The organism is Methanocellales archaeon (assembly GCA_028715985.1).
Lineage (GTDB): Archaea > Halobacteriota > UBA148 > UBA148 > UBA148 > UBA148.
Genome location: JAQUQR010000002.1, coordinates 40,070 through 65,127 on the forward strand (window position 1 = coordinate 40,070; position 25,058 = coordinate 65,127).

Sequence of the window (25,058 nt, forward strand, 5' to 3'; positions counted from 1 at the left end):
CGCCATCTTCATGTATCCAAATGTAAACTAACCTAACATGCCCGGTATATCGATCCATCTTGTGTTGGCATCAGTGCTTTTTGGCTTTTTGCTGGGCATTATCACTGGTTTAACTCCAGGACTTCATGTCAACAATATCGCATTGCTACTTGTAGCATTTTCATCTTTTTTGCTTAAATTTGGGTTTACGCCCCTTTACATTGCGATCATCATCGTCGCGAATGCAGTGACACATACCTTCTTGGACTTTGTTCCATCGACATTTCTGGGTGCACCTGAGGCAGATACCGCGCTTGCTGTGCTTCCTGGACATAGGTTGTTGCTAGAGGGGCACGGCATGGAGGCGATCAGATTATCCGCATTAGGTAGCGCTGGCTCTGTTGTAGTATCACTATTGCTAGTACTCCCTCTTGCCATCTTGTTCAAAAATACATATGATGCAATCAGCCAGTATATGGGCTGGATCCTGCTTTTCATAGTGATAATCATGATAGGGACGGAATGTGGAGATGGGACTAAAGGCCCATTTGAGCATTTAAGGTATAAGGTATTTGCAATAGTAGTCTTCCTTATATCCGGATGGCTGGGCATCTTCTCGTTCACAAGAGGTTTTTTGATGGCACCGATTATAAAGTTCGGCGAACCATCCATATTGCTCCCATTGCTCTCAGGACTGTTTGGAGCGAGCATGCTTCTGATCAGCCTGCTCACCAAAACGGAAGTTCCAGCTCAAATAAGGACAGGGTTCAAGCTGCCTAAAGAAAAGATTGCAAGAGGTATTTTCACCGGAAGTTTGGCTGGCTCACTCGTGTCATGGCTACCAGGCGTATCATCGGCAGTTGCAACGGTGGTGGCACGCCTGATGATTCGTGAAGATCATGAAGAAGACTCTGCGCGAGAGTTCATCGTTGCAGTCAGTGGAGTTAATACATCCAATGCGATCTTCAGCCTCATAGCACTATATGTAATCCAACGTGCACGGAGTGGGGCCATGGTTGCAGTCAATAGCATCATCCCTAGTGGATGGAATTTATCGTTGGTAGTGCTCTTTTTAATTGTGATTGTGGGCGTTTCAATCGCCTCTTATTTCGTGACTATTTTTATAGGGGATTATGCTTCTATGGCTTTAGCTCACTTGAATTACTCAAAGCTCTGTGCGATGGTGCTAATCGGTCTGGGTGTTATGACGATTTTATTTACCGGATTAGTTGGAATGATAATTTTCGCGGTTGCCACACTGATCGGATTACTTCCTTCTTATTTAAGGGTCAAAAAAACCCATGCAATGGGCGTGCTACTATTTCCATTGATCTTATACTTTTTCGGTTGGTTTACATGGTAGATGGCCCCCAAATTAATCCGATTAATCGTAAACAGCGCAAAACCATAAATAGGAAGGAGACATTACGTACCTTCAAGGGGATTTTAGGAGGCAAAACATGGCAGAAAGAGTAAGAAATAATTTTGGTTTGATAGAGAATGGGGAAGAAGTTGGCACATTCAGTGGACATCAACCACGAGATGCTGCTTTGAAGTGCGCATCAAGAGGGAAGACAAAGATAGTTCTCAGGGAGAAGGGTACTAAAAGGCTTCATCTGTTCACAGGCTCGAGAGAGAAGGTTACAGCCCCGGCCAGAAAACCAAGTTGGTTGCCCGGCATGGTATGGAAGCCCAATGTCAAGAAGGTCGGAGTCAGACACCTGAAATACAACGAGCTATCAAGGAATTCACCGGATATCTTCAGGTTTTAAGTTAGGTTATATAACCTCTCTTTTTTTTCTTTTTTTATTTTCTTTTATTTTATTTCTGAGCACAAGAATTTATGGGCCCGGGGCGATTCGAACGCCCGACCTCACGGTTATCAGCCGTGCGCACATTGCTTCTTTGAGAAGATCCAACCAGGCTAAGCTACGGGCCCCAATACCCTAATGCCAATAAAATGTGATAATCTCCGTCTTAAAGGTTTCCTTGCACCGATAGGTTTATCTCATGTCTCTGGTCAAAATACACTGGGGCCGGTAGATCAGTGGTAGATCGCTACCTTGGCATGGTAGAGGCCTCGGGTTCAAATCCCGACCGGTCCATGAGATGCAGAGAGAGGAAAAAGTAGTTGTAATTTTGCTAATGATGGTGCTGTTGTCGCTTGGAATATTATATCTCATCTTACCAGGACCTGAAGATATCGCAGATCGTGCCACGCTCTTTTCAAGAGAGTCCACGCTGGGAACGGAGGTGTACACAGAAGGAATTGTATTTGACAAGCGAGTCACAGATGGGGATCACTTAATACTTTGGATAGGCCCAGAGAGAACTAAGGTGTTCATCTCCCATGATGTCGGTGCCGCAGAAGTTGCCAAGATGATAGAAAAGGGAGATTTGGTTCGCATATATGGCATAGTCGCAGAATATGAAGGTGAAATCGAAATAGATGTGAAGAGCAAAGCACATATAATACCCAAAGTTTTATGATTCCTCGTGTACCACTCAAGATACGCTTGGGCTCGTGGTCTAGTTGGTTATGACGTCGCCTTGACATGGCGGAGGTCCTGAGTTCGAATCTCAGCGGGCCCATAAGCAACATCGCAAGCTCCGGTAGTGTAGTCCGGCCAATCATTCCGGCCTTTCGAGCAACCTTTTGCAGCTAAAAGGGCAAAGACAGCCGAAGACCCGGGTTCGAATCCCGGCCGGAGCATCCTAAGAGGATAATCGAGAAATTCACTTCACAACGTTTGGATGGGTTGAGAAGATTTCCAGAATTCTATCGATAGTGCTTATCTTTGCCTCTTTTGCAAATAATTGTACTTCATAAGCATCCAAATGTCCATCCATATTCATATCTGCCTTTCTTAGGTCAGAAACTTCTTTTAATGCAATGCCCTGGAAGGGTCTGTGGCAAAGAAGGCTTTCATGCCTTCGATGCTTTTTAGACTGTCCTTGTCAATTCTAGTACTGGAAACTATCTTGTAGAGGGTTGACGCCAAAGTGTATGGCTTTCCAGTCAACTCAGCGCTTCCTTGATCAGCATAATACTCTCTTATCCTGCTGGCATAGAGGACGATCAGATTAGTTAGAAGATACGCGAAAAAGGCCACCAGTGCAATTATCATGGCTGCTGAGGCATCCCTTCTCCTCTTCATGCCTGAGAACAAGAAACTATAGAAGACGAAATAACAGATCATAGGTATCACGCTCAACGCTGTGATAACCACGACATCCCTATGCTGGATATGGGATAGTTCGTGTCCTAAAACTGCCTTGAGTTAGCCATCATTCAACCTGTTCAAAAGGTCCTTTGTCACGCACACCCTGACATCTCTTTTCGTCCTACCAAAGGCGAATGCGTTGGGAATTGGAACCGAAGATACCCCTTTTGGCTTTTTCATTCTTGATTCATAGGATAACTCATCCACTATGGCATGGAGGCGCGGATTTTCAGAAGGGGAAACATATTTAACTCCCATAAATCGTTCGACCATTTTCGGACCAATAATGAATTGAAATCCAACGAGGATAAAAGCAAACAGTGCATAGAAAATGGGTGTGCCTGCCCCTGCGAGATAACCGATAGCACTCAATAGAGCAAAGAGAGCAGCGCACATAAAAACTATACATAGAGCCATCCTCACCCTAAGCCAAATGATTCGCATTTTTTGTCTACCTCTCTGGTTGAGTGTCAATCACCTATCACATATAATAACTATATATTAAGATTACCCCCATAAGAGGATATATGATATCCCTCGAGGAACTGGCAGGAGTCGTTGAGGTGCTGGGCATCACAAACGAGGAGGAATTGTATGCCATTTTCAAAGAATTGATATTCTCCAGAGAAGGTAGGATCCCTTCCCGCAAAAAGGTAAAGGAAGTAATTGGGCGCGCCATAAAAGAGCACTGGATTGAAGCTGTTCATGGATCAGAACTGATAGTTGGCCCCTGTGCATTTCCAGAAGTGCCTGATGATCTGAGCGAGGTAATAGATATCCTTGAGATAGATGTTAATAGGAAGATCGAATGGGATGCGTCTGCAAAAATAGCAGAGCTGAAAAGCGAGGTCGAGACTTTTTCTAAAAGGATAGATGCCCAGATGGAAAGAGAGGCTTCCAAAAAGCAGATAATAGAATTGAAAAATGAATATCAGCGCCTTATGGGGTTATGCTATGACTTTGAGTTCTGGCTGACCACTGATCTCACCACGATAAAGGCAGAATTAAGAGCGTTGAGTCAAAAGCTGGAAAGCTTAAAAACATAGGCAAACATCTTTCAATCATGCCACGCAAAAGAGAAGACTATTTTTATCGGAAGGCAAAGATGGAGGGGTATAGGTCCAGAGCATCATATAAGCTTCAGCAGATCAATGCCAAGTACAACGTGATACGACCCGGCAATATCGTAGTTGACCTCGGTGCAGCTCCTGGAGGATGGCTTCAAGTAGCCAAAGAAATTTCAGGCGGTTTTGTCATTGGAGTTGACATACAAGAAATTGAACCCATAGAAGGCGTGGAAACCCTGATAGGAGATATAACCTCTCCCAATACTCTACAGAAAATACAGGGCATAATCAAGAAGACGGGTGGCGCTGATGTCGTCATATGCGATGCATCCCCTAACCTATCTGGCAACTGGAGTTTAGACCATGCGAGGTCCGTCGACCTGTGTAATTCGGCTTTAAACATTGCCATAAAGATACTAAAACCAGGTGGAAATTTCGTTGTGAAAGTGTTTCAAGGTGATATGTTCTCTGATTTTCTTGCCGCGGTCAAAAAACATTTCAGCTTCGCTAAGGCATATGGTCCCAAGGCTTCCAGGAAGGAGAGCGCTGAAATCTATGTCATTGGCAAAGGATTCTTTTGATCTCCTCCAGTGGAGCATCTGTCTTAAAGGATGTTCCAAAAAAGTGTGTTCTAGATGCTTGAAAACCTGCCTCTTGTAGTTGGAAGATAGTTCTGTCTAAGGTAGGCGGCGTAATTCTCAAAGCCTTACAGAACTTATGTTGATCATAATGAGTGGGGATATCCAGTTCATCCCCGCAAAGGCGCACGATCTTTAGTGCCTGCTCCTTTGTTCCAAACTCCCTATTCCTGAGTTCAGATAAAACAACTTTGCAGAATTTCTTGTCATGCAAACTACCCAACCAAAGAGGACCTGCCAAACTTGTGGACGAGCTACAATGGGGGCAATCCTTGACCATATGAACTGCCAAGCCAGAATTCCAACCTCTTTGACCACAAGAGAGACAATGATATATGAAGCCCATTTGTTTTAGCATATTATTTGCATTGGAAGCACCTTTTTTTAGGGATACATACGCTCTGTAATAGTGATCGGTGGCATGCGCCAGCAAAGAGTTCATGGATTTGTCATATTTAGCTAGGTTCCTAGCTATGGCTCCAAGCAGAATACGTATGCCCATCTCTGCGTGATATTCTGTTTTCAAGGGGAAGGCGCCATACTTTCTAATGCCAGAGGCTTTGTGAGCGCCACAGAGGGGCGCTGTATCAGTGGCCGTTACGCAAAGCATCTTGTCCGCTGATCTACAGGCAGAGTCCAAGAAAGGCGCTGGTGAACCAAACGGATCAATATCGACAATATCGAAATGTGACTCAGAAAGCAGTACGTTCGCATTTTTTCTCTCTGCCTTGGCATCCAGCTTATTCAACCCAATGTTTTTTACTATCAGCTCATAAGCCTTGAAGTTCCAGTCATTGATGGTGGTGTCCAAGTGGAGTTCGTTTGCCACTCGCACCCCCCTAATGCCAGTCGCACCAAGTGCATCTACATAGGAGTCCCGATCGCCTGCAAATGCGGCAATGCATGCTGTGCTGATGTCTCTTGAAAGCTCCATTTTGGGATTGTAGAACACAGGCGTCTTGGATGGGTGATATTTCTCTCTATCCAATACTGGAACCATGATTTGAGTCGTGCCCTCTTTGATGATTTCTGTCTGCATGTTTTCGCCCATATTTTATCCTATTTAATGATTTTAATTAACTATCCTTGATATTTCTTCCGTAGATAGAAGTGTGGTTTCTAGGGTAATTAATAAATTTTAAGTCTTAAAAAGATGGCTAAAATAAAAAGAGTGAAAGCGTTTTTCAACTTTTGAAAATGCATTTATTTAATATATGACAAAAATTTTTAAATAAAAGTTTAATATTAATAGTTCACAAGGAAGTGACATGTATGAAAGCAGAGGTGATTGATAAATTAGCAGCTTTGATAACTGCTGCCTTTGGATTGGTGGCAGCCCTTGCTTGGAATGATACGATTAAGGCAATTTTTCAACATGTCTTTGGAACGGCAGAAACCATTAGTGCAATGTTGGCCTATTCAACTATTGTAACCCTCCTAGCAGTATTCGCAACAATCCAAATAGGAAAAGCTGCTGAAAAAGCAAAATAGTTTTTTTGTATTTTCAAAAAAAACTATTCTGATTGAATCAGCTTGGCTTTGAAAATTGCACTTTTTACAATTCCCCTCAAGGAAAACCAAATTAAAAACTAAATTCAACTTAATTTTGTCATCCTATATGCCTGAGAAAATCTTATCCCTTATTTCATTCGTTACTTCAAAAGGATATTTCTTTGCACTCTTTATAAATCCTTCAAATGCAGAAATTGCGTTTATTGCTTCCGTTTTGTTTGGATTATATCCTTGGTGCTTTATTTTATTATCAACCTCTACAACATGTTTAATTAGTTCTTGGAGATACTCTTTAGGTCCGATACCATGTGCAACACAAATATCAAGAATTTTTCTCGTATTAATCTTTCTGATAGTCATTGGAATATCAAGCTCATCTTTCAAAGCTAATTCAACACCAGTATTGAGTTTACTTATTACAGATGAAAAATCTTCATTTTCGAAAGAGATTCCCGCTTCTTTTAATTTATCTTCAGCGTTTTCCAGTATTTTTTTGGTCTCAACTATTTCTGGAAAATTTATAGATAACAACTTTAAAATGTGGTTTAAAGAATTTTCTACCTCATTTTGATAGAAAAGGCCTATTTTAAGGTTATGTTGGTGATTTGAAATTAATCGCTCTAAGTAAACAGCATGATCTGGGAGTAGTTTTTTTGCATTAATCAATATATCAAGATACTTAGATACAAGACTCTCTTTGGAAGCTATCAAACCTACATAACTAATTTTACCTATCTCTTCGAGACAATCTTCTATCAAGATTTTTAGTTTTTTATTATCCACATTCCGTATGTATTCATTTAACAATATAATACTTATGCGGGCATTTTTGATAGAGACAGAAATAGATAGGCACACATAAATACCCCCTCGTAATAGTAACTAATTAATGGTGGCACCATGAGTATTGAAGAACAAATTAATGATACCGTAAGAAAGAGTTTCAATATCTTCAAGAATAACTATGTGGCTCTGATCATTGGCACCTTGGTTGCACTTGTTGGAATGGTCTTAATCATCACAATTCCTCCGCTAATTTTCGGGATTTATTACATGTGCCTACAGATAATAAAAGGAGAGAAGGTGGAGATTTCTGATGTTTTCAAAGGCTTCAATTATTTTTTCACAAGCTGGGGGTTGATACTTGTCGCTTCTCTGGCAGTAGTTGCCGGCTTGGCCTTGTTGGTGATTCCTGGAATACTTTTGGCGGTGCTTTTCCAATACGCCATTCCTTTAGCGATACTTGAGGATCAGGGTGCGATTAATTCGCTCAAGAGAAGTTATGCAATAGGAAAAGAGAATTTCGCTTTTTCATTAGTTATCTGGATTTTGTTGTCAGTGATAAGCGCTTTTGGATGTCTCACGCGCATTGGTGTATTGCTTACGGTTCCTTTCACCGCACTCTGTATTTGCATAGCTACCCATAAATTGACTGCAAAGACGGAAGAAACTGCAAAGACTGAGGACACTGAAGCCACTTAACTCCTGTGCCTTTCCTTGAATTGACGGAACCCAAACTTACTTAGCTTAGAATTTTTTTTTCGCCGTGTTCAATAATCCACAAAATTTTTTATATTGGAGAGTCCTACAGCTCCATATGGCAAAATGTCCCCATTGCAAACTGGAAGTCACTTTTGACAATTTGAAGATGAATCAAAAAGGTAGGGGTTTCTTAAGGCAAGATTCAATGTATATTTGTCCTCACTGCGATTGTATTATTGCAATTAGCAGAGGGAAGTATAGTTAAATTTCGACTCCTACAACAGCAAAAACAAAAATTAATAGAATCTTAATAATGTTTTGTAGGTTGCCATATAGATCACCAACATTATACACACCAGATAGCTCATAAACAGGTGATAGGGCGTTGTAATTGGCCTTATTCCGTCAGCGATCATAATCGCAAATGCTAAAATAAAAAAGCACAGGAATACAAACCGTAATGATTTCGCGGCAACAAACTCCATTCTTTCGTCAATTACCCTTTCTTTTTTGTGCACCAACAATCTTACCGTTGCAATGATGATGCCAATAAAACCCACATATATAAGCCATGTACCTACAGAATCATATATCTGGAAATCAGAACTTCCCAGATTAAAGTGATTAAGCAATAGTCCGAGCGCGATACAAGCTAATGCAATTGAATACATTATAGTTACTCTCGTTTTATTTTTCATTTGCATGTTATTACCTCCTAAATGCCAAACAAGTCTTCAACTGTGCATTTGAATTGCTCAGCAAATTTCAATGCAAGTTCCAGGGAGGGAGTGTATTTTCCATTTTCTATGGATATTATCGTTTGTCTTGTCACGCTAACTTTTTCAGCCAGTTTTTCTTGGCTTAATCTGGCCTTGTTTCTGAATTCCCTCAACTTGTTCTTTGTTAATGGCATTTGTAAAGTCTACTATACGTAAAGTATACTTTACTATATAAAACTTTCGTTTTTTGTGGCTTTGAGAAGCGTTGAAATGATAAATTTCGACATTCCAGAGATGATGCCAAAAGTGACAGATATTTAGGAAATATGAATCAATAAAGAAATCCAAGACCTTAGGGAGTATTACTGAACACTAGATAAAATAGCAATGTGAAATTCAACGAGGCCAAAAAATATAATGGGCCTAATGAAAAAGTTGGTTAAATGTCTGATAGGGGATAAAGTTCATAGTTTTCATAAATGGTGCATCCCGGAACTGGATTAATTAATGAGTGCCGCTCCCAACACAGCGCCATCAACTTTCTCCCTTACCTTCATATATGGCGTCTTTTAGTTTCTTTTTTCCTCTTATCACATCATCCAACGGATCTCTTATCGGAGAGATATCTTCCACAGCTGTTTCTTCGTACTTTTCCCTTAGCTTTTTGCGAATATCTTCTGCCATCGTTTTACCTCGCACATGGGATTTTGCGCTCTTTAATACATATCCGACCTGTTTGCAGCACACTCATTAAGCATCTCCCAGTTCTTTTAGTACATCATCAATTATAATCCTTCGTTTACTGATGAATTTAATCTTTTTAAGAACTGGTGCCTATTCCCAAAGTTAGAAATGTACGTAATAACAAATAAAAATCTTTTGTCTTTATTTACTTTACATAATACCTAAGCCACTTGGTAGGGGCCGATTCGTATAACACAAATTAACCTGTTGCGGTGCTCATACTCACGTATAAAGGGTTCCGATCCCAGTTCTTCACCTAAATTCAGCCCATCGGTTGAACTTCAAATAGACAGGGCCATATATCAGATGAAATTATTTTTATTCCCGCAGGGAAAGCAAAACTTTAATACCCTAACATTGTATCATATTACAATACAACATAATACAACACAATAAAAAAACATTGAGCACATAGCATATAAGAATAAGTGTATAAGAATGATGAGAATTATTTTATCAGTACAGAAAACGTAAAACCATAATATGCTTTTTAGGTGTCAGGATGAAATTAAAAGCTAGATACCACTTAAGAAGTGACTTTAAAGAAAAAGTATTGGATAGATTAAAATCCATGTTCGGGCCCGATGTCGAGCAATTTTTTGTTGAAAAAAAGTTGGAGATCGCTGAGACGGATGAATATGATTTCATACTTGTAGATGGTGATCCTATGTTTTTCATGCTCGGTGAAAGACTGTATCCTACCCTAAGAGGTGCAATGAGATTTAAGCTGAAGAAAAAGCGAGTCATCGTTGATATGGGTGCTGTTAAATTCGTGTCTAATGGCGCTGACATAATGTGCCCGGGTATTATAAATGCAGACACAGAGATACAAAAAGGGGATACAGTCATTGTTTCAGATGAAGTTCATGGAAAGCCCATAGCGATAGGAATCGCATTGATCTCAGGAGAAGAGATGATGGGCAGCAAGGGAAAAGCAATTAAATCCGTTCACTACGTTGGCGACAAAATATGGAAATTTGGGGCCTTGGAAACAAATTTAAATACCTAACCCATTCATATCGATAAGAGGTGATTACTTTGCCAAGTTTTATAGATAAATTGATTGGAGCAAAAAAACCGGAAGTAACGGAGTACGATGAGTTAGATATAGGGCAATACGAAGAGATCTTAGAAGACGTGCCTGCTGAGATGTATGTCAGGATTGCGCAGATGGCAACCCCAAATGAACTCCCAGAATTAAAGAAGGAAGTATATGACGGAAACATCTTGATAATAGACATATCCCACATCAAAAATGATAAGGCGACATCTGAGAGAGCTGTGAGAGATCTCAAACAAGTAGCTGCAGATGTTCATGGGGACATTGCTGGCATAGGAGAGAACCAGATAATAGTTACCCCGACAGGTATCAGGATCGATAGAACAAAGATCGTTGGCAAGTATTAAATAAAATAAAAGAAAAGAAAATAAATTAATTCAAAAATTGGACACGAACATTACCGCTTGGAACTTAGATACCCATCGATATTTCTTTACGCATATTTTCTTGCTTTGCCTAGCTAGCTAGATAAGACATAGTTTTGTTCATCATTAATTAAGCCTAAGCAAAGAAGTCCGTTGAGATGTCAACTAGGCAAATTGAGGCATCTGGTAAGAGATTTAGGAGACGTAAAAAGTTGGCTGAATCAGGCCGCCAAGTGGCACACAAGCAAGTCGTTCCTGCTATCTTTGCCCTTTGACCAAACGTTTTGGGCCCCCACGTAATCCTCGAAAAAATTTACTTGTGACTCCCCCTGACAAAAATACTCACACACATGATGCATTCTCCCCTATTTGATGACAACCTATTTGACGACAATATCCCTAACTGCAATCCCTTTCTCGACAACCTCTCCAACTATTTTGCCATCCGTGATCTCTAAAGCCTTTTCTGCATCCTTTTCCGAAAGGATTACCAAGAACCCCATCCCCATATTAAAAGTCCTATACATCTCGATATCACTTATATTGCCTTCTTTTTGCAGAAATTTAAAAATATCATTGGGCTCTAATGGGTTGTCAAACTTAAATCCGTTAGTGAAGCGGTTCAATTTTAGCAACCCACTACCAGTAATGTGCGCTAATCCATGTACATCGCACTCTTTTATCAGGTCCAATACTTCCATATAAATACGTGTTGGAGTTAACAACTCCTCACCTATGCTTTTTCTGGGATTTAACGGAAATATATCTTCATAGGAGTAAGAACAGCTCTTAATGACTTTTCTTGCAAGTGTCAGCCCATTGCTATGTATACCCGAGCTTGGCAAGCCGAGAAGCAAATCGCCTATCTTGATTTGCTCCCCCGTGATCATCCGTTCTTTTGAAACCAAACCAACACAGGTGCCAGCCAAATCAAATCCGTTGATTATTTCTGGCAGCGTAGCAAACTCACCTCCCACAATGGATATATTTGAGAGTTCTGCCCCCCTTTGCAGCCCAACTCCGATCTGTTCTGAGATGTATTCGTTCGGAGTATTCATGGCAAGATAATCCACGAATGCCAATGGCTCTGCCCCTATGGAAAGAATGTCATTAACGTTCATCGCTATGCAGTCGATGCCAACCGTATCCCATTTTTTTATAGCACTTGCGATGATTGCCTTAGAGCCGATACCATCCGTGGTGATCGCCAGAGCGAAGTCCCCTAACTCGATCAAACCCGCATAATGCCCTATGTCAATTAAAGGGGCGCCCAAACCCCTTCGTTTAAACGTTAGATGCTTTACTAACGCTTCGATAGCCTTGTTTTCTTTGAAGATGTCAACGCCAGATCTGGAATACGTCATACTCATCTTTCGACACCCAGCTTGAACTCGTCATGCAATGCCCTTAAAGCCTTCTGTGCATCTGATCTGTTTACAACAAAAGATATATTGGCCTCTGAAGAGCCTTGAGAGATCATCATGATATTCGCTCCAATTCTGCCCAATGCAGAGAAGACACGGCCTGCTACGCCAGGAGTGCCAGCCATACCATCACCTACAACCGCAATAACACAGACGTTTTCATCATAAGATATATCTTTTATTATATTTTCGGTAAATTCCGTCTGAAGCGCATGGAGAGAGATATCTAGTTGTGTTTTGTCTATCACCAGAGATATGTTGGCCTCTGAAGAGCCTTGAGAGATCATCATGATATTCGCTCCAATTCTGCCCAATGCAGAGAAGACACGACCTGCTACGCCAGGAGTGCCAGCCATGCCAGAGCCACTAATATTAATCAGTGCGATGTTTTGTATCAATGTCACTGCCTTTACAATATCTTTGATATGTTCATGTGCTTTTATGATGAGGGTTCCGGGATGATCGGGATTGAATGTGTTCCTAACGCGTACTGTGATTCCTTTTTGAATGGCTGGCTCTATGGTTTTCGGATGGAGTACCTTTGCTCCGAAGTAGGAGAGCTCCATTGCTTCCAAGTAAGAGATTATAGGCAGCGTTCTTGCCTCAGAAATTATCCTCGGGTCTGCAGTCATGATTCCGTCAACATCGGTCCATATCCAAATCTCATCGGCATCTATTGCAGCCCCTATGATGGATGCAGTATAATCAGAGCCACCCCGACTTAACGTCGTGATGATACCTTTGGCGTCAGCTGCCACAAATCCAGTTATAACTGGAATGATCTTTTTCTCGAGCAGTGGATAAATTCGCTCTTTGACTTTGACATAGGTCATATCCAATAAAGGTCTCGCACATTTGAAATTGCTATCAGTCACAATACCGGCATCTCCGCCCGTGAGCGCTATTGAGCGCAAATTCATCGATTTCAGCGAAGCTGAGAGAATTGGGGCAGACAGCCGCTCTCCGAACGATGACAGGTAATCGTGTGACCTAGCCGTGAGCTCTCTCAGATGGCAGATGCTGATCAAGGCGTTCTCCAGATCTTTCAATCTCGCATCCAACTCCTCGATTACAACTTTTATTTCCCCTTCTGCAACCGCTTCCTGCGCAACCGCATAGTGACGCCCCCTAAGATGCTCGATGAAAGCTTTCACGTCAGCTATTCCGCCATCTTCCGCGGCTTTTCTGGCAGCTTTCTCCAATTGGTCGGTAACGCCAGATAGTGCTGAAACTACGATAATGATCTCATTTTTTTCATCGTAAAACCGCTTGATCAGCGATGCCACATTTTTTATCTTGGAGCCATCAGCGACGGATGTCCCCCCAAATTTCATGACAATTCTCATTGATCAATCACTTGTATGTAATACGTGTTAAACGACAATATAAATAGTTCTGATGGTGGTAGAGGTATACTAAGGGTTGCAAATATCCCCAATATTACAAAGGATGTAAAGGATTACAGCTTAGAAAATGTTAAACACGGCGTGGCGATACCATAAGCCCCAATCACCCAATAAATCCCATGATAGCAATCCCTTAATCATAATCCTTATATTCTGTCTACTCGTGAGTTAATACCCACCATACAGCAAGCTGGTCTCATACGCAACAAAAGTAGAGAAGAGCTAGCTAATTTTATAAAGTTGGGATAGAAATTCCTCATCATATCCTTCTGCGCACAAATAAAATAGCCAATGAAAATTATAATTGAGATGAATCTTATTTTATGTCCATATCGATGGCTAGTATTCTATTTTTATCATCCCATTATCATTGAAAGTGCATGTTCGAGGATAAGCCTTGGGTCAATGCCTGTCATATGTAAAACAACGTATATGCCCACGAAAGTTCCGATTGTACTCCCTATGTTCGCGAAAGCTGCAACCAGTATAACCCTAAACAATCGATTTTTTCGTAAATCATCAAGGGTTTCAGCATCCATCATCCTCTTAAAATCATTACCTGTGGGCTTTCTCACATATGCCTCAGCCAGTCCAGCAAACCAACCGGCAGCCAAGAAAGGATGTAGTGATGTCAGCCACGCTATTCCAAATGCAGTTGCTATGGATAGGGGATGAGCTCCCGCAAGAAGAGCTCCCAATCCGCTAAGTGTGCCGTTTATTATAAACCAATATCCCAGAACGACGAGCAATTTTTCTAATGGAACTGACATGACCAAAAGCACAAACGTCATTAGGATGGTCAGCATCACCAGTACACCAAGGAATTTCATCACGTTTAGTTTTTTGGGGATGTGCACCAGCTCTTCAGACGGAGGTATTAGCTCCGGATGTGTAAGAAATTTTTCTACGCCTTTTCTATGACCCGCACCAATGACTGCAACTACTTTACCGCCCCTAGCCGCATTTAAAAGATTTCCAGCGATATATGCATCCCTCTCGTCTACGAGAACCTTCGCCGCACTAGGCGAGAACGATCGTAGCTCGGATACTAGCTGAGCAACTACGTCTTCCTCTGTGATCGTTTCCATATCGATCTCTTCTCTTTCCCCAAGAGATGCGCTTATCAGGGCAAAAAACATCCGTATTCTCTCAAAAAATGTCATTCTGCTCCAAAATCGTCGTAGCGTTATGCCTATATCCCGATCTATGAGAGCTAGGCTTGCGCCAGTTTTCTCCGCGGCCTCTATCGCGGATATCATCTCTGCACCTGGCTCCACACCTTTCTCAGAGGCGATCTTATTTTGTATCCATGCAAGAAGCCATTGGACTAGCAGGAGGTATCCTCCATGCAAAATATCTTTTATCGACGGCTCCGTTTGTATTTCGCCTTTAAGCGCTTTATATCTCCTAGGACATAATTCCACAGCAACAACATTTGGTTTTTCTCGATCGATGGTTGATCGCACTTCCTCGATGCTTTTATCAGAGACATGCGCAGTTCCGATGATGATGATATCTGGATTCATAGTCTCATTTGACCCAAGAGTTCCAAGGACCTCACCAAGTCAGCCCTAGACACGATCCCGACCATAGCACCTTCTTCCATAACTATCAACCTACCAATGTCATGTTTTGATAGCAGTTTTAGAGCCGTGATCGCATCATCGTCTGGTTGGACAGAAATTACTTCACGAGTCATTATATTGGCCACATATATAGAGTCTCGTTTGTCTGACGGAATTTGCCGAATGTCGTTAAATGTAACGATCCCGATTACGTTATCATCTACGACAGGGTATCCCATATGTTTTTCCTTGAACATCAAATCAACAAGCTCGCTGACCAACATGTCTGGTTTGACTGCTTTTACGTCTGAGGTCATTATATCCCGAACTTTGACTCCTCTTAATGCCACTGTAACCTCTGTAGCTTTCTTCTCCTCTGAGGCACCGATATAGACGAAGAAGGCTATTAAAATAAACCAAAAGCCACCATAAAAAAGACCGAACGTGCCCATGATAAGTGCGAAGGTTTTTCCGACAGATACCGCTTTATTCGTTGCATCTAAGTAGGACATTCTCTTGGCTAACCAAGAGCGTAGCAGGCGCCCCCCATCCATCGGGAACGCAGGCAGAAGATTAAATCCACATAATATGAGGTTGTAGAAGGCAAGCATTCCAACAGAGGTCCTCACAATACCGAGTGAAACGAATTCTAGCAAGCTATACATAAAATAAAAACTAAGCCCCATCGCCAAGCTAACGCTTGGACCTGCTACGGCGACCTTTGACTCTATCCTAGGATCAGGGGGGATCTCCTCCATGGAAGAGATTCCACCGAATATTATCAAGGTTATGCTTTTTATCCCTATTCCATGCCTCTTTGCCATATAGGAATGTCCCAGTTCATGCAGCAGGACGCAAGAGAATAATGTGAGGGTTACAATCGTGCCGGAAACATATCTTATCAGCGAATTCCCCATGCCACCAAAGCCGATGGGGGTATTTAATAGGCCCAATGTATGCGACTGCATCCATTCCCCAGAGGGCGTATTTGTCGTCGCAAATGCATATGCGAACAGAGGCAATATCAAAAGGAAGCTGATATGCAACCTTATAGGTATCCCGATTATCTTTCCCAATTGTATTGATGTTTTCATTTCTTCACAGTAATAGTCTAATAAGTTATATAGGTAATAGTCTAATAAACTATATATCTTCATAGTTCCCATGGTAGGTGGAGATAGGAGAGGAGAGGATAGGATAGATATGAGAGCAGAAATAACGTCTCTATTTGGCTTAGACGTTTACACGGATCAGGGGAAACGCGTTGGAAAAGTCAACGACGTGGTGCTTGATGCAGATGACAGGAGGGTAACTGGGTTGGCGGTTTCTGATGTTAACCCAGATTTATTTGATGTTCAGAGTAGGGGCATCATCATCCCGTACAGATGGGTGCTCTCGGTTGGAGACGTCGTCGTTATAAAGCAAACAACTGGCCGCATTAAGCAAGAAGCAAAACAAGAGTAAACTCCTAAAAAATGGAAGATAGAGAGATTTATTCAAATATTAGAGCTGTGCCTCCAATCGCCATCCGTGTAGATGGAAGAAACTTCAAGAAGTTGCTCAAAAACTTCAAAAAACCCTATGATAAAAAGTTTATAGCTGCAATGGCAGATGCCACTGAAACTCTCATGAGAGAGAGTGGGTTGAATCCAAGGTTTGCATATATATTTTCAGATGAGATTAATATATTCTTCCTAAAAATCCCTTTCCAGGGAAGAATTGAAAAATTGGATTCGATCATCCCTTCTTTCTTAGCAAGCGCATTATCTTTAACACTAAAAACAACGATTTCTTTTGATGCTAAGGTTATACCTCTTTCTAAGCGGGACGTTCACAAATATCTGGAACTACGCCAAGCGGAAGCATGGAGAAATCATGTCAACTCATATGGGTACTATGCGCTACTAGAGGATGGCTTATCCAAACGGGCTGCAGCGCTTAACATGAAAGGTATGAATTCGAAGGAGATACATGACATGTTGTTTGAAAGAGGCATCAACTTGGCTAAGACCCCCACATGGCAGAGGCGCGGTATCCTAATATGTAAAGAAATGTACCAAAAGCCCGGATATGACCCTAAAAAGCATCTAAGAGTGCTCTCCAGGAGAAGCAAAGTCATTCAAGATTGGGAAATACCGCTATTCAGTACGGAGGAGGGAAGGAAGCTCATTGATGAGTTGCTGACCGAGAGGTAATTATTTATTCGCCCTCTTTCTCACCAACTGCTGCCAAGAACCTTTTCATCACCGCCTCTTCGGACAAACGCATGATCGTTTGTTTGTCCTTCACTCCACTGAAAACCCCCAAGGGAATCTGTGCAGCAGCAGCTGTAGAATGCCCACCAGCAGAGCCAATATCCCCAAAAGCCGCCCTCATCGCATTTCCGATGTTCAGTCTGATGTCTTTGCTCCTTCCGGAAATATAGATGTTTTCACCACCAAGTCCGAACACGATAACAGTCGTTATTCCCTCAAGATTTAGGAGATAATCCGCAGCCTGAGGGATTGCATCCCTATCTCTTATCAGACCTACATTCGAAATCAAATAGCTTCCTTTAATGCGCCTGCTTTGGATAGCTTCGCCCAAGATATCCAGCGTTTCAGTGGACATCGACGGCATCTCAACCTTTCCGAGCAGGTCGTGATCTGCTAGAGGATACAAAAACGCCGCTGCCGTCAAATCTGCGGGGTCTGTCTCCATCTTGAACTCATGCGTATCGGTTCTTATGCCATAAAGCAGTGCAGTTGCAAGTTCTTTAGTAATCGAGATGCCCAACTCTTGGAGATACTCAGTCATTATAGTAGCTGTTGCACCCATGTTAGGTCGGATATCATAATAAGTTGCGCCGACTTTTTCGATCTCGACTGGGTGGTGGTCTACCACTATGTCGACCTTCACACCTTCTGGCAGTGAGTTATTGGCGCCTGGAAGAGCCGTATCTACAAGCGCGATTTTGTTGAATTCACTCAAATTCGATTCGTTGATTCGTTTTAATTGGATCTTAAGTAGGTTTATGAATGCCCGATTCTCTTGGTGACCAATATCGCCTTGATAGAGTACCTCTGCACCTATGCCAATATGCTCTGCCATATATTTCAATGCCAAACCACTTGCGATTGCGTCTGGATCCGGATTATCATGGATGACAACCCCCAGCTTGCCGCCCCTCCCAACTCCCTTCAAGAGTTTGAGCAACTCCCTCCCATGTCGAACGGCTTCGACGCGCTCGAGATATTGTACGGCAGTAGTTGCTATGATCGAGGACGGGAGAAGGACCATATCTGCGCCAGCATCTTCTAATTTCTCCTTGGTCACCGGGTCTATTGCCCTTACCACTGTATTGATAACAGGGGATATCTCTTGGACGATCTTGAGCGCACTTTGATTTGCCTGAACGTTTGAACTGAGTATTAGCACAGCCCCGAACCTTTCTAGATTAGCCCGCCTCAATGCCTTGGGATCACTGATGTTGCCTTGTATTGCTTCAAGTTTTTGATCTCTAAGAGATTCAACTCGTTGAGGATCTTTATCGATGACGATGAACTCTTTACCTTGTGCCCTAAGCTCGTTGGCAACTGCAAAGCCGACACTGCCACAACCTAGAATGGCATATTTAGGCGCTTTTTTAGTTAACATTCCCTCTTTTTTCTGTGTCTTTTGCATGATAATGAATGCTAACATCAGATGCCCTTATCCGTCTTTCGGTCAATATTTAAATACAATGACCCTAAGTATGTTTCAGGGCCGGTAGCTTAGTCAGGTAGAGCAACGGGCTCTTAACCAAAGGGAGCGAACTCAAGATATAAAATAAAATATGCTCCTTAGGGCATGAGATCCAAAGGAGAGACATGGAGGCTCCCTCGTAGAAGCAGTTTTTCCTTAGAGAGAGACCCGTCGGCCAAGGGTTCAAATCCCTTTCGGCCCGTACCGTATACATTGGCTGCTTACATTTCGGTTTTCACCCAACCATACCCCCAACTGACTGGACCGCAGGGTTCGTATCAACTCATTTAAAAAAGCCGGTTAGGAAGGCCTATTTAGGAAGATTTCGATAGAGGAAACGTTGATATTCTCGCCTTTTTCCCCCTCTAACTTCTCAGTCCCGATTTTAATATCCTTTACTTGGACATCTGCCATAAATCGGTTTTTTACTACCTCGGCGGTATCCACTGCTCTGCTGATGGCCCTACCTCTGGCCTTGATGGCAACTTCGTTTGCACCATCGTTGAACTGCGTAACCGCTGCCAATACGTAGTTCATGATAGGTTTGTTTCCGACATATATCACGTTATCTTCTGACCTCTTTGTTTCTGACATCTTTGACCTCCTAGGTTACTATTGATGTTGGTTATTAGTTTTAGTATCCTCATTATTAATGTTTTCCTCCGAAATAAGAAAAACTTGATGTAGTAGGGAATCTTAAAGATGCTGTTGCTAGATAAGGAGATGTTATAATGGGGTCTACTATAATAGTCGGCGGATTTTTTGGTGATGAGGGGAAAGGTAAGATCGTGGCACATCTTGCCCTAAAAGATAAGCCATCCATAATAGCAAGAGGTGGCGTCGGCCCCAATGCTGGGCATACCGTCGAAGAAGGCAAGCAAAAGCATGGCATTAGAATGGTGCCCTCGGGATTTATCTATGGAGATGCTAGGCTTCTAATTGGAGCTGGTGTTTTGATCGACTCCCATGTCTTAGAGCGCGAAATAAAAGAGTTTAGAGTTCAGGATAGAATTGGCATCGATAGTAGGTGCACTCTCATCGAGGAAAAGCACATCCTAGAAGATAGGCAAAATAAACGGTTGGCAAGTGAGATAGGAAGCACAGGCACTGGATGTGGGCCAGCCAATAAGGATAGGGTTATGAGATGCGCACGGCAAGCAAAAGAAGTCGAGGAGTTAAAGGCCTATATTACGGATGTTCCACTGGAGATCAACGATGCCCTTGATGCAGGCCAAAGGGTAATTATAGAAGGAACGCAAGGATTTGGTATATCGCTATTCTATGGTACATATCCCTACGTAACATCAAAGGATACAACGGCATCCCAGATCGCAGCTGATGTCGGGATAGGCCCAACCCGGGTAGATGATGTAATAATCGTTTTTAAGGCATTTCCAACGCGGGTTGGTGAAGGACCTTTTCCAACTGAGGTGAGTCCAGAGGAGGCTAAGCGTATGGGCATTGTGGAATACGGCACCGTGACTGGCAGACAAAGACGCATAGGTATGTGGGACGGCCATATGGCAAAATATTCAGCTAGGGTCAATGGGGCGACACAAGTCGCTCTAACGGGTTTAGACAAACTCGATCCATCTTGTCATGGCGTTACAGACTATGATAGCCTTAGCGATACCATAAAAGAGTTCGTGAGTAATGCAGAACAGGATGTCGGAGTACCAATCACGATACTCTCAACTGGCCCCAATATATCCCAGACCATTGACTTACGCTCATGAACCTACTTGATATTGCAATTAGGATTTTGGAGGAGGGGCCAATATGCGACCATTGTTTAGGAAGACAGTTTGCAAAGCTATCTACTGGGCTGACAAATGAGGAAAGGGGCGGTGCATTAAAGACCGCCTTAGCTATGCTTGGTCATCAAAAGTTTAAGGAAGGCGACTCCTCCCTCCTCAAAAGACTTGCACCGTGCACAAAGCAGGCTAGATCCATTTTGAACATTGATGGGACTGACGAGAAGTGCTGGCTTTGCAACGATCTGTTCCAGAGCTTGGATGTTTGGGTTCAGCGGTCACTGACGTTGCTTAAAAAATACCAATATGATACCTTTCTCGTCTGCACAAAGGTATCAGGACTGCTTGCCGAGAACGAGGAGATACTATGGGCGGCAACATCCAGCACAATATGGGCTGAACCGCTCAAATCAGAATTGAATCGAGAGATCGGAAAGTTGATTCAAGAAGAGACCGATAAAGAGGTTGATTTTGATCGACCCGACATCTTCGTCCTGCTTAATCTAGCCGAGGACAAAGTCGAATTGCAAAGCAGTTCCTTGTTCATATATGGTCGATACAAGAAACTTGCCAGGGGAATACCACAAACGAGGTGGTCTTGCCCACTGTGTCAAGGTGAAGGATGCGAAGACTGTGATTACAAAGGGACACTTTACACAACATCCGTGGAGGGACTGATGAAAGATCCCGTAATGGAATTCAGTGGGGGAACGGATGTCATACTTCACGGCGCTGGACGCGAAGATATAGATGCACTCATGCTCGGAACGGGAAGACCTTTCGTGTTGGAGGTAAAAGAGCCACTCTATCGGCATTTCGATCTGACAGACCTAGAGAACAGCATCAATAGATCGGCGGAGAATAGGATTGAGATAAAGGGGCTGGGATTCGTTGAAAAGAAAATGGTGGCGGAGGTCAAAACTGCCGATGCAGATAAAGTTTATAGGCTCAGACTCACATTTAGTGAAGCAGTTTCGGAGGAGGAACTAAAAGCTTCACTGGATAGATTATGTACTAAAATCAAACAAAGAACGCCCAGTAGGGTAGCACATCGGCGATCTGACAAAGTCAGAGCAAGAACTGTGCATTTCGCCAAACTCATGGATTTGGATACAGAGGGCGCGACTATTTGCATCAGGTGTGAATCCGGGTTGTACGTCAAGGAACTGATTTCTGGTGATGATGAAAGGACAAATCCGAACCTTTCCGAACTTCTCGGAACTAAAGTATGGGTTAAGGAATTAGACGTCATTGGGGTTAAACATGCCAGGCTCAAGAAGAAAAACGAGATATAAGCTTAAAAAAGATATAAAAGAGAGGGGGATGTCGCCCATAACTAGGGCTATTCAGAAATTTGAGATAGGGCAAAAAGTTCACATCACCATAGACCCTAGCATTCATAGGGGTGCCCCTCACCCTTCATTTCATGGTAAAACCGCTGAGGTGACAGGACGAAGGGGTAGAGCATACCTAGTGGAAGTGATGGATGGAAATAGGCTCAAAGAGCTGATCATTCGTCCTTCTCATCTCAAGCCCCAAAGGTGAGCCCATGATCATAAAAGAAGTTGTAAGCGAGGAGCTATTAACTCTTGCTGAGGTAAAGGACATCCTAAATAAAATTCGGGATGAAAGGCTAAAAAATGGGGAAGAGCTGAGATATGAGCAAAGGCGGGCAATTGAGCACGCCAATAAGTTTGCAAAGACCAGCGCAGAGTCATCCCGTGCTTTGGCAAAGGCTCTCCTCAAACTAGAGAAAATGAAACCAGAAATCGCCATCCATATTACCGATATAATGCCAAAGACAAAAGATGAGCTTAGGTCGATATACGCAAAGGAACGATATACGCTTGTAGAAAAAGAGCTAGAGACGATATTGAGTCTTGTTAACGATCACGCCTAGGAGGTGGGCGATGATGCAGAAGGAGGGTAAGGAGGATTACATATGGATTCTAGACTATTTACAATATGGTCATCCAGATGATCCTCGGCCCGTATATCAGAAAAAGCCCATAGTCCATGGCGTGGGTGAGATTCGTTTCGTGCTGCTGGAATTGATCCCGAAAGAGGGAGTAGTGCCAGAGGTCCATAAAAGAGTCTACATAGGAGAGGGCGACAGAGATGAAATCGACCATGTGAAGCGTCGCTTAAAATATGACGAGTTGACCCATGGCGCTAAGATAGAGCTCCCCTATGTCCTTGAGGAGATAGTCAAGCTGGACGAGGGCAGATTTATCGACTTTTTCAATGATGCAGAGCCGTTGACAACAAGATTGCACCAACTGGAGTTGCTGCCCGGCATAGGGAAAAAATTGATGTGGGGCATCATTAACGAGCGGAAAAAAGGCGATTTTAAAAGCTTTGAGGATCTAACAAAAAGGGTCCAAGGCCTTCACCGTCCAGATAAGCTCATCGTCAACAGAATCGAGGAAGAGCTAAGGGATGAGCATACAAAATATCGAATTTTCGTGAGGTAATATTGGGGGATCAACACTTTTTAATCGATGAGAAAGTGATAGATCGAATCATCAGATATGCTGAGTTAGATGGCAAGGAGACCGTTCTAGAGATCGGAGCTGGCACAGGTAACCTGACGAAAAACTTAGCAAAAAACGCTGCAAATGTAATCGCAATCGAATCGGACCATCGCCTGGTAGAGGTGCTGGACGATCTTTCACTCACAAACGTCAAGATGATTCACGGCGATGCCCTTCAAGTGGTATTTCCAAAGTTTGACAAAGTCGTGTCAAATCTGCCTTATTCCATCTCCTCCGATATCACCTTCAAGCTCCTCAAACATGACTTCACGCTCGGCATCTTGATGTATCAACATGAATTCGCAAAAAGAATGATGGCAACCACCGACACGGAAAATTATGGCCGCTTATCCGTCGTAACACAGTATTTGGCCGAGACCCAAATTCTGGAAATCGTGCCAAAGACAGCGTTCTATCCGCAGGCAGAGGTGAAATCTGCCATAGTAAGACTGGTGCCGCGAACTCAAAACCTAGATAGGGATTTTTTCCTTGACTTTGTGGCTGCGATGTTTACGCAGCGAAGAAAGCAGATGAAAAATGCAATCCTCAATGCGGCCCACATGCTGAACCTGGGGGACGCGAGAAAACTCATCGATATGCTGCCCCGGGACCTGATGTCTAAACGACCGGAAAAATTGTATCCGGAAGAACTGGCTGCTTTATCCAATTTGATCTATGGTGCGCGCTATGAATATCCTGTATAGGGACAAAGAGATCCTAATACTGCCAAAGGTTTATGAACCTGCTGAGGACTCGTTCCTGATGGTAGAAGCGGTCTTGAGAGAGGTGCAAAAATCAGACAGGGTTTTAGAGATCGGAACCGGTTCTGGAATCATCTCGATGTTCGTTAAAGACATTGCACAGGTGATTGCCACTGATATCGGTCCACAAGCCGTGAAATGCGCCAAATTGAACGGCATAGACGTCATAAGGACAGATTTGTTTGACGGGATCAACTTCAGGGCAAAATTCGACTTGATAGTGTTCAATCCACCCTACCTGCCTTCCGAAGAGCAAAAGACCGACATGGATGTTTTATGGGACGGAGGGGGCAGCGGTCGGACGACCATCAACCGTTTTTTGGACCGAGTGAAGGATTATCTGGCAGAAGACGGGCGAATATTGCTGCTGGCATCTTCACTGACAGGCATCGAGCAGATCACAGCGAGAATGGAGTCACTTGGCTTAGTGGTCGATGAAATCATGAGCGAAAAGCACTTCTTTGAAAGATTGGTCGTACTTCGGGGTTTCTTAAGAAGATAAAATAAGATATTTCCATGACGAAACTATGTATTGGGTGATGAAAATGACCGTATTAACGAGGGAAATAAGCTTTCAGACGAAGGGGAACGTCGACATCATCGATCTCACCGATAAAGTTGCCGAATCCCTCAGGGAGTCCCAGCTGAATGACGGAATTTTAACGGCCTTCGTGCCTGGCTCTACTGGCGCCATAACAACGGTAGAGTATGAACCAGGAGTTCTGGAAGATATGAAAAATGCACTGGAACGAATGATGCCCCAGGGCATAGAATACAAGCACAATCTCAGGTGGGGAGATGGCAACGGGCACTCTCACGTGAGAGCGTCCATGATGGGGCCAAGTTTGACCGTTCCCTTCTCGAACAAAAAATTGCTGATAGGCACATGGCAGCAAATCGTTTTCATAGACCTGGACGTAAGGCCCAGATCGCGCAGGATCATCGTACAGATTATGGGGGAGTGATAGTTAGGGAGGATTCAAACTGTACATAACCACCGATAAAAAAGAGAGGCGCTGATATGAAAGAAGTTATTCTAAGAAATTTGAGGGGATAAAACTTTTTTAAACGATTTTGGGTGAGTGGTGGTTTTATTGTTTA

30 protein-coding genes, 5 tRNA genes and 1 pseudogene are annotated in these 25,058 nt (G+C 42.9%); 23 read left to right on the forward strand and 13 right to left on the reverse strand.

What is annotated here, in order from left to right; genetic code table 11:
* The first annotated feature begins 37 nt into the window (after positions 1-37).
* Positions 38-1,342: a tripartite tricarboxylate transporter permease gene (locus tag PHI74_02685; protein MDD5484923.1), complete on the forward strand. Its 1,305-nt coding sequence runs from the start codon at positions 38-40 to the stop codon at positions 1,340-1,342.
* Positions 1,343-1,439: 97 nt separating this feature from the next.
* On the forward strand, positions 1,440-1,751 hold the full coding sequence (locus PHI74_02690; protein MDD5484924.1) for a non-histone chromosomal MC1 family protein: 312 nt from the start codon (positions 1,440-1,442) through the stop codon (positions 1,749-1,751).
* A gap of 72 nt (positions 1,752-1,823) precedes the next feature.
* Here the strand turns inward: PHI74_02690 and PHI74_02695 are convergent.
* Positions 1,824-1,918, reverse strand: a tRNA-Ile gene (locus tag PHI74_02695).
* 94 nt (positions 1,919-2,012) lie between these two features.
* Here PHI74_02695 and PHI74_02700 point away from each other — a divergent pair.
* The 4 genes from PHI74_02700 to PHI74_02715 all read left to right on the forward strand — a co-directional run bounded on the left by PHI74_02700 (position 2,013) and on the right by PHI74_02715 (position 2,692).
* Positions 2,013-2,084, forward strand: a tRNA-Ala gene (locus PHI74_02700).
* A 40-nt stretch (positions 2,085-2,124) separates the two neighbouring features.
* Positions 2,125-2,469 (forward strand): hypothetical protein, encoded by a 345-nt coding sequence (locus PHI74_02705; GenBank protein ID MDD5484925.1) that lies wholly within the window; start codon positions 2,125-2,127, stop codon positions 2,467-2,469.
* A gap of 28 nt (positions 2,470-2,497) precedes the next feature.
* Positions 2,498-2,571, forward strand: a tRNA-Val gene (locus PHI74_02710).
* A gap of 15 nt (positions 2,572-2,586) precedes the next feature.
* A tRNA-Glu gene (locus PHI74_02715) sits at positions 2,587-2,692 on the forward strand.
* A gap of 172 nt (positions 2,693-2,864) precedes the next feature.
* Here PHI74_02715 and PHI74_02720 read toward each other — a convergent pair.
* A pseudogene (locus PHI74_02720) lies at positions 2,865-3,461 on the reverse strand (zinc metalloprotease HtpX).
* Between the two features lie 269 nt (positions 3,462-3,730).
* Between PHI74_02720 and PHI74_02725 the strand changes: the two are divergent.
* Together PHI74_02725 and PHI74_02730 are read left to right on the forward strand one after the other, a co-directional pair.
* The gene (locus tag PHI74_02725) at positions 3,731-4,249 is read left to right on the forward strand and encodes a hypothetical protein (GenBank protein ID MDD5484926.1); all 519 of its coding nucleotides are present in this window, start codon (positions 3,731-3,733) and stop codon (positions 4,247-4,249) included.
* 17 nt (positions 4,250-4,266) lie between these two features.
* On the forward strand, positions 4,267-4,851 hold the full coding sequence (locus PHI74_02730; protein ID MDD5484927.1) for an RlmE family RNA methyltransferase: 585 nt from the start codon (positions 4,267-4,269) through the stop codon (positions 4,849-4,851).
* Here PHI74_02730 and PHI74_02735 read toward each other — a convergent pair.
* The gene (locus PHI74_02735) at positions 4,829-5,947 is read right to left on the reverse strand and encodes a tRNA (guanine(10)-N(2))-dimethyltransferase (protein MDD5484928.1); all 1,119 of its coding nucleotides are present in this window, start codon (positions 5,945-5,947) and stop codon (positions 4,829-4,831) included. The two genes, PHI74_02730 and PHI74_02735, sit on opposite strands and share 23 nt — an antisense overlap.
* Before the next feature lie 233 nt (positions 5,948-6,180).
* On the opposite strand from PHI74_02735, the gene PHI74_02740 reads away from it, so the two are divergent.
* Positions 6,181-6,399 (forward strand): DUF5654 family protein, encoded by a 219-nt coding sequence (locus tag PHI74_02740; protein ID MDD5484929.1) that lies wholly within the window; start codon positions 6,181-6,183, stop codon positions 6,397-6,399.
* A gap of 123 nt (positions 6,400-6,522) precedes the next feature.
* On the opposite strand, the gene PHI74_02745 is transcribed toward PHI74_02740, so the two are convergent.
* Positions 6,523-7,203, reverse strand: a complete 681-nt coding sequence (locus PHI74_02745) for a hypothetical protein (GenBank protein ID MDD5484930.1) — start codon at positions 7,201-7,203, stop codon at positions 6,523-6,525.
* Between the two features lie 117 nt (positions 7,204-7,320).
* Between PHI74_02745 and PHI74_02750 the strand changes: the two genes are divergently transcribed.
* On the forward strand, positions 7,321-7,902 hold the full coding sequence (locus PHI74_02750) for a hypothetical protein (protein ID MDD5484931.1): 582 nt from the start codon (positions 7,321-7,323) through the stop codon (positions 7,900-7,902).
* A 296-nt stretch (positions 7,903-8,198) separates the two neighbouring features.
* On the opposite strand, the gene PHI74_02755 is transcribed toward PHI74_02750, so the two are convergent.
* From PHI74_02755 to PHI74_02765, 3 genes are all read right to left on the reverse strand, one after another.
* Complete coding sequence (locus tag PHI74_02755) at positions 8,199-8,600, reverse strand: hypothetical protein (protein ID MDD5484932.1); 402 nt, start codon at positions 8,598-8,600, stop codon at positions 8,199-8,201.
* A 17-nt stretch (positions 8,601-8,617) separates the two neighbouring features.
* The gene (locus tag PHI74_02760; GenBank protein MDD5484933.1) at positions 8,618-8,815 is read right to left on the reverse strand and encodes a helix-turn-helix transcriptional regulator; all 198 of its coding nucleotides are present in this window, start codon (positions 8,813-8,815) and stop codon (positions 8,618-8,620) included.
* 340 nt (positions 8,816-9,155) lie between these two features.
* A complete protein-coding gene (locus PHI74_02765) occupies positions 9,156-9,305 on the reverse strand; it encodes a hypothetical protein (protein MDD5484934.1) in 150 nt (49 codons plus the stop codon).
* 562 nt (positions 9,306-9,867) lie between these two features.
* On the opposite strand from PHI74_02765, the gene PHI74_02770 reads away from it, so the two are divergent.
* Both PHI74_02770 and sepF read left to right on the forward strand, forming a co-directional pair.
* Positions 9,868-10,374 carry an RNA-binding protein gene (locus PHI74_02770; protein MDD5484935.1) on the forward strand — a complete coding sequence of 169 codons (507 nt, stop codon included), beginning with the start codon at positions 9,868-9,870 and terminating at the stop codon, positions 10,372-10,374.
* 29 nt (positions 10,375-10,403) lie between these two features.
* Positions 10,404-10,772, forward strand: coding sequence for a cell division protein SepF (gene sepF, locus PHI74_02775; protein ID MDD5484936.1), 369 nt, complete (start codon positions 10,404-10,406; stop codon positions 10,770-10,772).
* Positions 10,773-11,170: 398 nt separating this feature from the next.
* Here sepF and purM read toward each other — a convergent pair whose 3' ends face one another.
* The 4 genes from purM to PHI74_02795 form a co-directional block, all read right to left on the reverse strand.
* Positions 11,171-12,160, reverse strand: a complete 990-nt coding sequence (purM, locus tag PHI74_02780) for a phosphoribosylformylglycinamidine cyclo-ligase (GenBank protein ID MDD5484937.1) — start codon at positions 12,158-12,160, stop codon at positions 11,171-11,173.
* Positions 12,157-13,548, reverse strand: coding sequence for an aspartate kinase (locus PHI74_02785; GenBank protein ID MDD5484938.1), 1,392 nt, complete (start codon positions 13,546-13,548; stop codon positions 12,157-12,159). The genes purM and PHI74_02785 overlap by 4 nt, the downstream gene beginning before the upstream one ends.
* Positions 13,549-13,976: 428 nt before the next feature.
* Positions 13,977-15,146 (reverse strand): TraB/GumN family protein, encoded by a 1,170-nt coding sequence (locus tag PHI74_02790; protein ID MDD5484939.1) that lies wholly within the window; start codon positions 15,144-15,146, stop codon positions 13,977-13,979.
* On the reverse strand, positions 15,143-16,279 hold the full coding sequence (locus PHI74_02795; protein MDD5484940.1) for a CBS domain-containing protein: 1,137 nt from the start codon (positions 16,277-16,279) through the stop codon (positions 15,143-15,145). The genes PHI74_02790 and PHI74_02795 overlap by 4 nt, the downstream gene beginning before the upstream one ends.
* Before the next feature lie 70 nt (positions 16,280-16,349).
* Here PHI74_02795 and PHI74_02800 point away from each other — a divergent pair, with 70 nt between their 5' ends.
* Positions 16,350-16,649: a PRC-barrel domain-containing protein gene (locus PHI74_02800; GenBank protein MDD5484941.1), complete on the forward strand. Its 300-nt coding sequence runs from the start codon at positions 16,350-16,352 to the stop codon at positions 16,647-16,649.
* 11 nt (positions 16,650-16,660) lie between these two features.
* Positions 16,661-17,380, forward strand: coding sequence for a tRNA(His) guanylyltransferase Thg1 family protein (locus PHI74_02805; protein MDD5484942.1), 720 nt, complete (start codon positions 16,661-16,663; stop codon positions 17,378-17,380).
* A 4-nt stretch (positions 17,381-17,384) separates the two neighbouring features.
* Here the strand turns inward: PHI74_02805 and PHI74_02810 are convergent, their stop codons facing one another.
* Entirely contained in the window at positions 17,385-18,866 is a 1,482-nt protein-coding gene (locus PHI74_02810) for a DHH family phosphoesterase (GenBank protein ID MDD5484943.1), read from the reverse strand.
* A 60-nt stretch (positions 18,867-18,926) separates the two neighbouring features.
* On the opposite strand from PHI74_02810, the gene PHI74_02815 reads away from it, so the two are divergent.
* Positions 18,927-19,110, forward strand: a tRNA-Lys gene (locus PHI74_02815).
* Between the two features lie 98 nt (positions 19,111-19,208).
* Here PHI74_02815 and albA read toward each other — a convergent pair.
* Positions 19,209-19,502, reverse strand: coding sequence for a DNA-binding protein Alba (gene albA, locus PHI74_02820; protein ID MDD5484944.1), 294 nt, complete (start codon positions 19,500-19,502; stop codon positions 19,209-19,211).
* A gap of 137 nt (positions 19,503-19,639) precedes the next feature.
* Between albA and PHI74_02825 the strand changes: the two genes are divergently transcribed.
* From PHI74_02825 to PHI74_02860, 8 genes are read left to right on the forward strand one after another with little or no spacing between them, the layout of a single operon-like run.
* Positions 19,640-20,644, forward strand: coding sequence for an adenylosuccinate synthetase (locus tag PHI74_02825; GenBank protein ID MDD5484945.1), 1,005 nt, complete (start codon positions 19,640-19,642; stop codon positions 20,642-20,644).
* Complete coding sequence (locus PHI74_02830) at positions 20,641-21,957, forward strand: tRNA pseudouridine(54/55) synthase Pus10 (protein MDD5484946.1); 1,317 nt, start codon at positions 20,641-20,643, stop codon at positions 21,955-21,957. The genes PHI74_02825 and PHI74_02830 overlap by 4 nt, the downstream gene beginning before the upstream one ends.
* Positions 21,926-22,207, forward strand: a complete 282-nt coding sequence (locus PHI74_02835) for a 50S ribosomal protein L21e (protein MDD5484947.1) — start codon at positions 21,926-21,928, stop codon at positions 22,205-22,207. Before PHI74_02830 ends, PHI74_02835 begins: the two co-directional genes overlap by 32 nt.
* Positions 22,208-22,211: 4 nt before the next feature.
* Positions 22,212-22,562 (forward strand): RNA polymerase Rpb4 family protein, encoded by a 351-nt coding sequence (locus tag PHI74_02840; protein MDD5484948.1) that lies wholly within the window; start codon positions 22,212-22,214, stop codon positions 22,560-22,562.
* A 10-nt stretch (positions 22,563-22,572) separates the two neighbouring features.
* Positions 22,573-23,136 carry a DUF655 domain-containing protein gene (locus tag PHI74_02845; protein ID MDD5484949.1) on the forward strand — a complete coding sequence of 188 codons (564 nt, stop codon included), beginning with the start codon at positions 22,573-22,575 and terminating at the stop codon, positions 23,134-23,136.
* 2 nt (positions 23,137-23,138) lie between these two features.
* Positions 23,139-23,900, forward strand: a complete 762-nt coding sequence (gene rsmA, locus PHI74_02850; GenBank protein ID MDD5484950.1) for a 16S rRNA (adenine(1518)-N(6)/adenine(1519)-N(6))-dimethyltransferase RsmA — start codon at positions 23,139-23,141, stop codon at positions 23,898-23,900.
* Positions 23,884-24,459 carry a methyltransferase gene (locus PHI74_02855; protein MDD5484951.1) on the forward strand — a complete coding sequence of 192 codons (576 nt, stop codon included), beginning with the start codon at positions 23,884-23,886 and terminating at the stop codon, positions 24,457-24,459. The genes rsmA and PHI74_02855 overlap by 17 nt, the downstream gene beginning before the upstream one ends.
* 43 nt (positions 24,460-24,502) lie before the next feature.
* The gene (locus PHI74_02860) at positions 24,503-24,922 is read left to right on the forward strand and encodes a secondary thiamine-phosphate synthase enzyme YjbQ (protein ID MDD5484952.1); all 420 of its coding nucleotides are present in this window, start codon (positions 24,503-24,505) and stop codon (positions 24,920-24,922) included.
* Positions 24,923-25,058: the final 136 nt, after the last annotated feature.

Coding starts and splice junctions, on each gene's coding strand:
- PHI74_02685 (MDD5484923.1), top strand. CDS start 38: ATGCCCGGTATATCGATCCATCTTGTGTTGGCATCAGTGCTTTTTGGC.
- PHI74_02690 (MDD5484924.1), top strand. CDS start 1,440: ATGGCAGAAAGAGTAAGAAATAATTTTGGTTTGATAGAGAATGGGGAA.
- PHI74_02705 (MDD5484925.1), top strand. CDS start 2,125: ATGATGGTGCTGTTGTCGCTTGGAATATTATATCTCATCTTACCAGGA.
- PHI74_02725 (MDD5484926.1), top strand. CDS start 3,731: ATGATATCCCTCGAGGAACTGGCAGGAGTCGTTGAGGTGCTGGGCATC.
- PHI74_02730 (MDD5484927.1), top strand. CDS start 4,267: ATGCCACGCAAAAGAGAAGACTATTTTTATCGGAAGGCAAAGATGGAG.
- PHI74_02735 (MDD5484928.1), bottom strand. CDS start 5,947: ATGCAGACAGAAATCATCAAAGAGGGCACGACTCAAATCATGGTTCCA.
- PHI74_02740 (MDD5484929.1), top strand. CDS start 6,181: ATGAAAGCAGAGGTGATTGATAAATTAGCAGCTTTGATAACTGCTGCC.
- PHI74_02750 (MDD5484931.1), top strand. CDS start 7,321: ATGAGTATTGAAGAACAAATTAATGATACCGTAAGAAAGAGTTTCAAT.
- PHI74_02755 (MDD5484932.1), bottom strand. CDS start 8,600: ATGAAAAATAAAACGAGAGTAACTATAATGTATTCAATTGCATTAGCT.
- PHI74_02760 (MDD5484933.1), bottom strand. CDS start 8,815: ATGCCATTAACAAAGAACAAGTTGAGGGAATTCAGAAACAAGGCCAGA.
- PHI74_02765 (MDD5484934.1), bottom strand. CDS start 9,305: ATGGCAGAAGATATTCGCAAAAAGCTAAGGGAAAAGTACGAAGAAACA.
- PHI74_02770 (MDD5484935.1), top strand. CDS start 9,868: ATGAAATTAAAAGCTAGATACCACTTAAGAAGTGACTTTAAAGAAAAA.
- purM (MDD5484937.1), bottom strand. CDS start 12,160: ATGAGTATGACGTATTCCAGATCTGGCGTTGACATCTTCAAAGAAAAC.
- PHI74_02785 (MDD5484938.1), bottom strand. CDS start 13,548: ATGAAATTTGGGGGGACATCCGTCGCTGATGGCTCCAAGATAAAAAAT.
- PHI74_02790 (MDD5484939.1), bottom strand. CDS start 15,146: ATGAATCCAGATATCATCATCATCGGAACTGCGCATGTCTCTGATAAA.
- PHI74_02795 (MDD5484940.1), bottom strand. CDS start 16,279: ATGAAAACATCAATACAATTGGGAAAGATAATCGGGATACCTATAAGG.
- PHI74_02800 (MDD5484941.1), top strand. CDS start 16,350: ATGGTAGGTGGAGATAGGAGAGGAGAGGATAGGATAGATATGAGAGCA.
- PHI74_02805 (MDD5484942.1), top strand. CDS start 16,661: ATGGAAGATAGAGAGATTTATTCAAATATTAGAGCTGTGCCTCCAATC.
- PHI74_02810 (MDD5484943.1), bottom strand. CDS start 18,866: ATGTTAGCATTCATTATCATGCAAAAGACACAGAAAAAAGAGGGAATG.
- albA (MDD5484944.1), bottom strand. CDS start 19,502: ATGTCAGAAACAAAGAGGTCAGAAGATAACGTGATATATGTCGGAAAC.
- PHI74_02825 (MDD5484945.1), top strand. CDS start 19,640: ATGGGGTCTACTATAATAGTCGGCGGATTTTTTGGTGATGAGGGGAAA.
- PHI74_02830 (MDD5484946.1), top strand. CDS start 20,641: ATGAACCTACTTGATATTGCAATTAGGATTTTGGAGGAGGGGCCAATA.
- PHI74_02835 (MDD5484947.1), top strand. CDS start 21,926: ATGCCAGGCTCAAGAAGAAAAACGAGATATAAGCTTAAAAAAGATATA.
- PHI74_02840 (MDD5484948.1), top strand. CDS start 22,212: ATGATCATAAAAGAAGTTGTAAGCGAGGAGCTATTAACTCTTGCTGAG.
- PHI74_02845 (MDD5484949.1), top strand. CDS start 22,573: ATGATGCAGAAGGAGGGTAAGGAGGATTACATATGGATTCTAGACTAT.
- PHI74_02855 (MDD5484951.1), top strand. CDS start 23,884: ATGAATATCCTGTATAGGGACAAAGAGATCCTAATACTGCCAAAGGTT.
- PHI74_02860 (MDD5484952.1), top strand. CDS start 24,503: ATGACCGTATTAACGAGGGAAATAAGCTTTCAGACGAAGGGGAACGTC.